This window comes from Streptomyces adustus, from assembly GCF_009377175.1.
GTDB classification, from domain to species: Bacteria; Actinomycetota; Actinomycetes; order Streptomycetales; family Streptomycetaceae; genus Streptomyces; species Streptomyces adustus.
This window is the reverse complement of record NZ_VJZD01000035.1, coordinates 46543-53103: the sequence shown is the minus strand read 5'-3', so window position 1 is coordinate 53103 and position 6561 is coordinate 46543. Positions and strand designations below refer to the sequence as shown.

The window sequence follows — 6561 nt, the reverse complement described above, 5'->3', positions numbered from 1 at the left end:
GCCCGCCACTCTCGATCGGAGCTCCACAGGCTCGGCACCTCGCTGTCATGCCTCACCCGCCAGAGCCGGCGGGACCGAGGACGGGAACCCTGCCGAGTGTCCCGGGGGCCGTCAGCCGGCCGACATGGTCATGGCACGGATCTCGCTGTACGGCGAGTAGTTGCCGGCCGCGTCATAGCTACGGGCCCGGTACTCGTACGTGTGTCCGTCGGTCGGCAGCGGGTCGCAGACGGTGGCCGTGGCGACGCCGAGTCGCGGGTTGTATCCCTGGTGCAGGACGACCGACCAGGTGTCCGTCCCCGCCTCGCCGCGCTCGATCTCGAAGCCGGTGAAGTCGCGGATCGGAGCAGGCGTGCTGTCGCTGACAGTCGCCTGGATGCCGCTCGCGCAGGAGCCCAGAGTCAGGTCGGGGGCGTAGGCGGGGGCGATGCCGTCGGGGATTTCGAGCCAGAGCTCATTGAGCGCGGCGGGCTGGAGCCAGGCGGGGTTGTAGGTGGTGGTGCCGCCGTCGTTGGTGACGAGGACGCGGTAGTGGCGGGTCTCACCGTCCGCGGTGACGGGGCCGGTGGTCCAGGTGTTGCCCTTGGTGGTGCCGAGCGGGACCCAGACGTAGGAGCCGTTCACCAGGTCGTTGCTCAGGACCGTGTAGTGGTCGAACTGCGGCTCGGTGTTGAGTGGCCACTTCAGGGTGACCTTGCCGGTCGCCTTGTCGTAGGTGCCGGTCAGGGAGGTGACGACGGGCAGGGGACGGACGATGGTGTCCGTGCTTCCCGACGAGGTGTTGCCCGCCTTGTCCTTGGCCCGGACCTCGTAGTAGTAGGGCGTGCGGTCGTCGGGGTTCACCAGGGGGTCGGTGTGGCTGCGGGCGGTGGTCGTCGTGACCGCCGTCCAGGTGCCGGAGTCGACGGGCCGCCGGTAGAGGGAGTAACTCGCCAGGTCCATCTCCTTGTTGGCGGACCAGGAGATGGTCGTCCTGCGGGTCGTGGTGTTGTAGGAGGTCCTCACACCGGTGGGAGCGAGTGGCTTCGTCCTGTCGTACGCGGCCGAGGTCCGGGGCGTGTACGTGTACTTGACCTTGGCGGCGCCGGTCCAGTTCACGTAGTCGACGCGGAGGGTGTGCTTACCGGAGGGGACGGTGAGGTTGACGCTCTTGGCGCGGGCGGTGTTCCCGGTGTTCTTCCACAGGTCGATCTTGCGGGCGCCGTCCAGGTAGACGCGGACGCCGTCGGTGGCGGAGGCGGCGAACGTGAAGGGGCCGCCGGAGCCGAAGTCGCGGGTCACCGACCAGCGGACGGCGAAGTTGTCGGACGGCACGCCGGAAGCCGGGCGGCCCGACCAGCTTTCGCTGATGGCGCTGTCGCAGTCGGTCCTCACCGGGGAACCGGAGAACGAGGTGTTCTTGTAGAACGTCCGCTTGTAGACGTTGGCCGAGCAGGTGACGTCGGCGGCTGCCGCCTGCGGAGCAGCGGCCAGCAGGCTGCCGAGGACGACGGCGGACATCGCACCACCGGTTCGGGCTGCGAGGAGACTCTTCTGGCGCACAGGAACCTTTCGCGCTGTGAATGCAAGACGTACAGCGGAGAGACTCGTGCGGTAGGACGAAGGTTGTACTGATCACGACGGACAGCAAAAAGGCCCGGGTCGATGACCTGGGCCTTCTCTATGGAGCGGGTGACGAGAATCGAACTCGCGCTCTCAGCTTGGGAAGCTCAGGGCGTCCAGGGCTTGATACGGTCCTGACCTGCGGCGGCGCAGCGCAGACGCGTGGTAGACGGTCGATTGGTTCCCCGTTGTTCCCCGTGGTTCTCCGCACGATCTGGCACGCGTCTGGCACGAGTCATTCGTCGTCGCACCGCTCCAAGACCAGGCCTACGGAGCCATCTTCGAGCCCGTTGTTCTCCTCCAGATGGAGATGAGCGCCGTCCGGTACGTCGTCCTGGGCGAGCGTGAAGAGGTGGCCAGCCAGGGTCTTCAACCCAGCAGCGTTTGCCTCGATGACGATCTCGCTGCCCAGGTTGCGGACCTCGATGCGTGCGCCTTCCTCCCACGTGAAAACTCTGGTGGTTCCGTCGGTCACTGCACTCAGGTGAGTGGTCAACGAAGGAGCAGCGCTGGGTTCAGGAGCCATACCCCAAGCATCGCGTACCCCGGGCCGGCCGCGACGACGAGAACGGTACAGCGAGACATGCGTGATGACCTCTTCGTCCCGAAGCAAGTTGTACGGGGGCGCCGCCCTGGGGTGGTGTGCTCCTCACCTGCGCCGATGGTCCGCAGGCGTCCGTGCTCGTCCGCCGGTGTCCGCCGGCGTTGTCACGCAGTCAGACACGCACTGCTCAACGGTCAATCACGTACAAGACCGTTATTAGTGCGCTGCGCTTGTGGTGGCGCTGCGGTGCGTGGGCGTAGGGTGCCGGCTACCCGTAATGATCAAGCTGCGCTTTGGAGTTCTTCGTGCGAATACGGCCATTGGCGGCCTTCACTGTCATTGCCCTGGCCGGTGGGACGGCCGTGTGCGTGCAGCCCGCCGTCGCGGCCCCGGACACCCTTTACGTGAACAACGCAACTCGGGCCAACTGCTCAGACGCCGGGTCTGGCACCCAGGATCAGCCCTACTGCACTCTGCAGACCGCCGCGGCGGCCGTACAGCCGGGACAGACCGTCGAGGTCACGGGCGGTACGTACAAGGGCGAGGTGGACATCACACGGTCGGGTACCCCGGATGCGCCGATCACCTTTACTGCGGCCAAGAGGGGGGCGGCGTTCGTCTATGGCGACCCTCACGCGTTTACGGTCTCAGGAGCACACGACGTTGTCATCCACGGCTTCTCCATCTCCAGCAGTGCCGAGAACGTAGTCGTCACCGATTCGAGCCGCATCACGATCGACCAGAACCGGGTCCCCAGTGTCAACATCCTGGGCACCGGGAGTCGAATCCCCGGCATCAGGATCACCGGTCAGAGCAGTGACGTGACGGTCAGCCGCAACCAGATGTACGGCTCCGCGGCGGAGGAGGTCCTTGTCGCGCCCGGCGTCACCGGTACGGTGATCACGACCAACTGGCTCAGCGGCTACGGGGGCAGCGCCGTACTTGCGATGGACGCGCCGGGCACTGTGGTGACCAGCAACAGCATCTCCGGCGACTGCACTCCCCAGATCGCACTGGTTGGCGCCTCGACAGGTTCCACCCTCGAGAACAACATCCTGGCGGATGGCATCGGCGACGACAAACAGTGTGCGTCGGCCCCCGCAGCACACGCGAAGATCTCGATTTCGTCGGACTCGGCTCCGCGGACCATCGGTGACTACAACCTGATCCAGCCGCCGGGGTCCGGCGCCGCACCGTACGACTGGGCCGGAGCCTCGTACGCCGACCCTGAATCGCTGCTGGCGGCGACCGGCCAAGGCGGCCACGACCTCGTGGCGCAGCCAGACTTGTCGTCGGACAGTAGTCCGGCCCGTGACTCGGCTGATGCCGACGCTCCCGGCGAGTTGCCCACCGACCTGTACGGATACACCTCTGTCGACGACCCGCTCCTGGCGGACACGGGGGCGGGAAGCGTCACTTTCCGGGATCGCGGCGCCGGCGAGTTCCAGGACCCGTACAACATCAGCTCGGTCACGGTCACCCCGGATCAGGGGCCGTACCCGCTGCCGGTCACGGTGACCGCCGTGGAGCTGAACCCGTGGTCCACGCCGGTGGAGTCCTACACCTTTGACTTCGGTGACGGCAGCGCACCGGTGGTCACCACTACGCCGAGCGCACAGCACACCTACACCGCGCGGCCTGCCAACGGCAGCTACTACACGGTGAGCGTGATTGCCACGACCGCCGCCCGGACGCTAGTGCCCCGGATCGGTTACGTCTTGGTCAACGAGCCCGCCCCGTTGGTACCGGCGCTGAAGCTGACCACACCTCCTTCTGCCATCGGCTGGCTGACCGTTACGGCGGACACCTCCGCCTCGACCGATGCGTGGGCCATCACCAACCGCAAGATCGACTTCGGTGACGGCAGCGCGCCCGTCGACGAGGGCACCGCCACCACGGACACCCACACCTATGCCAAGCCCGGCACCTACACGGTCAGGCTCACCGAGACGGACTGGGCCGGCAACACCGCGTCCACGACCACCTCGATGACCGTTCCGACGATCCGCTTCAGCACGGCCCTGTCGCTGACCACCAAGGCCTCCTCGTATGCGTACGGCGCGACGGCGACGGTCACTGCGCACCTCGGCCCGACGTACAGCAACCGCACCGTCTCGATCTACGCTCAGCCGTACGGCGGTACGAAGACGCTGGTCAAGACGGGCACGGTGGACAGCCACGGCAACCTGGTGGCCTCGTACAAGGTCACCCGGAACACCGTCTTCACCACCGCCTTCTCCGGCGACCTCGAGTACACCCCAGCGACGGCGTCCAGGACCGCCTACGGCTATGCGGGGGTGGCGGAGTCGCAGTCGGGCTACTACACCAGCACCTACTACGGCAGCACCCGCTACCGCGTCTACCACCACACCGCGAAGGCCCAGTTCAACGCCGCGGTCACGCCCAACAAGGCCGGCCAGTGCCTGATCTTCCGGCTGCAGAAGTACTACAGCGGCGCCTGGCACACCCAGTCCACCTCCTCCTGCCACACCCTGAGCTCCACAAGCACCGGATACCTGAAGCTGACCCTCACCAGCGGCGCGATCAACGGCAAATACCGGATGGCCGCCGAATACGCCCACAGCACCAAGGACAACACCAACCTCAACACCTGGAGCTCCTGGCAGTACTTCACCGTCAGGAAGTAAGCGAGGCAATCCCGGCTCTGCCGGCACCGGAACGACGTGAAGTCTGACTGGGCTGCCCGAACGAGAACGCAGGGTGGGGGCCGGACGGGAGACCGTCCGGCCCCCACCTTCATGTCAGGCTCAGAGCGAGCTGCACTCCACGCTTTCGAGGGTCTGCGATCGCTTCCTCCCAGAGACTGCCGCGATGCTAGCGACAGGTACGGACACCGGCTGGGTCGCCCACGCGGTCGGTGTAGCGACTTTGACCTGGAGTCAAGCGCCGCTGCCTGGGGCTTGGAGCACTAGTTTGGAAGCCTGGATCACCGAGTTAGGAGCGAGGTTTCTGGCACGGTCGTGGCACGTGCCGTGAGCTTGATCATGCGGCCGGTTGAGCCTTAGCCCTCTCGATGCGAACTATTGGGTGAGACGGTCCCTGGGGCCTGCTGGGTCTGGTTGCTGGACCTTGCTGCGCTACGGCGGGCGAGCGTGAGGTACAACTACGCCATGACGACTCGACCGACGCAGGCGATGTGGTGGGCTGAAATGGCGACCTTCCTTGCCGTAGCCGCCGCGACCTTCACTGCGCTCGTGGCCTTTCTCGGGGCCACGGTAGCCCGGGGTCGCCACGTCACGGTGGAGGGTGGCGCCTCCATCGTGCTGATTGCGCTGTCCGTCAGCGTCGGCATCTTCGTGAGTGGCCGGTTCAGGGCGTGGGGACTGCGCCGGCAAGCCGTGTCCGGCGCACGGTCTTGAAAACCGTCGTGGCGCGAGTCACCGTGGGTTCAAATCCCCCACCCACCGCCAGCAGAAACGGACCCTGACCAGGTAAATCGGTCAGGGTCCGTTCTCGTGGCCAGTGTCCACTAGTGCCCGTAACTCCCCGCTGTTTCCCGACCGAACGGGTACGAGAGGGGCACGTCGACTGGCGCCCTCTAGGCGTAGGCGGCCAGCAGCGCGACAAGTAGCCCAGCCCCCATAGCTGTGAAGACCCGCGGCTTCCTCCAGCCCGGTCCCGAAGCCTGGCGGTTCAGCTCCCACATGAGCACCAGACCGGCGCCAAGGCCCAGCGCGTCGCGCAGCAGGAAAATGGTGGTGTGCACGGGGAGCCTCCAGGGGCCTTCGAACGGCAGACGCTCATGTCAGTCAACGGAGATTGTGCAGTCTTTGGAAGGGATGCCAGCGAGTTCACATGCGGCCGCGTCTTCCTGACTCTCGGATGGGTGTTGCTGGAGATACGCCGCTGTCGCGCGCGTCCCGGCGTCGAAGCAGGTCGGATTCTGTCGCACGATCGTGCTGAGGATTTTCAGCCGTGCCGTGGCGATCTCGTACTGCCTGATGGTGTCTCCCCCCTTCGCGATCTGCTGCTGCTTCCGGAACTGGCCGGCCCGCGCCTCGAATTCCTGGTTCGCCTGCACGACCTGGCCGAAGCGGCTGGACAGGGCGGCTGGAAAGCCTGGGCCTACCCGATCTCGGTTGACCTGCTTCTGGTCGCCGCATGGCGCCGGATGCGTGAGCAGCAACGCACCGGGCTCCCGGCGGGTGGATCGCGGCTGTGGTTTCTCGTCGCGCTTGCCGCGTCCCTCGGAGCGAACATCGCCACCGCCGGACTCCTCGACCTGGACGACGTTCCCGCGCTGCTCCGCGTGATCGTGGCGGGCTGGCCGGCCGTCGCGTTCTTCGGGGGCACCTTGCTCGCGCACACCCCCCGAAATCCGGAATCCCCAGCCCGTCCGGCACCGGTGCACGACGACTCAGACGCCCCGGCGGCGTCCCTTGCACCGAACTCGG

Annotated in this window: 5 protein-coding genes and 1 pseudogene; 3 read left to right on the top strand and 3 right to left on the bottom strand. The window is 66.5% G+C overall.

Going from position 1 to position 6561, the window contains the following annotated elements; translation table 11 throughout:
• Positions 1-111 precede the first annotated feature (111 nt).
• Both FNH09_RS48415 and FNH09_RS11800 read right to left on the bottom strand, forming a co-directional pair.
• Positions 112-1500, bottom strand: coding sequence for a PA14 domain-containing protein (locus tag FNH09_RS48415; protein WP_238426619.1), 1389 nt, complete (start codon positions 1498-1500; stop codon positions 112-114).
• A gap of 337 nt (positions 1501-1837) precedes the next feature.
• Entirely contained in the window at positions 1838-2077 is a 240-nt protein-coding gene (locus FNH09_RS11800) for an Imm32 family immunity protein (RefSeq protein WP_162468435.1), read from the bottom strand.
• 473 nt (positions 2078-2550) lie between these two features.
• Here FNH09_RS11800 and FNH09_RS11795 point away from each other — a divergent pair, with 473 nt between their 5' ends.
• A complete protein-coding gene (locus FNH09_RS11795) occupies positions 2551-4794 on the top strand; it encodes a PKD domain-containing protein (protein ID WP_162468434.1) in 2244 nt (747 codons plus the stop codon).
• A 483-nt stretch (positions 4795-5277) separates the two neighbouring features.
• Positions 5278-5526 (top strand): hypothetical protein, encoded by a 249-nt coding sequence (locus FNH09_RS11790; protein WP_152886890.1) that lies wholly within the window; start codon positions 5278-5280, stop codon positions 5524-5526.
• Between the two features lie 179 nt (positions 5527-5705).
• On the opposite strand, the gene FNH09_RS46670 is transcribed toward FNH09_RS11790, so the two are convergent.
• The gene (locus FNH09_RS46670) at positions 5706-5873 is read right to left on the bottom strand and encodes a hypothetical protein (RefSeq protein ID WP_156110813.1); all 168 of its coding nucleotides are present in this window, start codon (positions 5871-5873) and stop codon (positions 5706-5708) included.
• A 258-nt stretch (positions 5874-6131) separates the two neighbouring features.
• Between FNH09_RS46670 and FNH09_RS47610 the strand changes: the two are divergent.
• Positions 6132-6537, top strand: a pseudogene (locus tag FNH09_RS47610) (DUF2637 domain-containing protein); the annotation flags it as partial.
• Between the last annotated feature and the right edge of the window lie 24 nt (positions 6538-6561).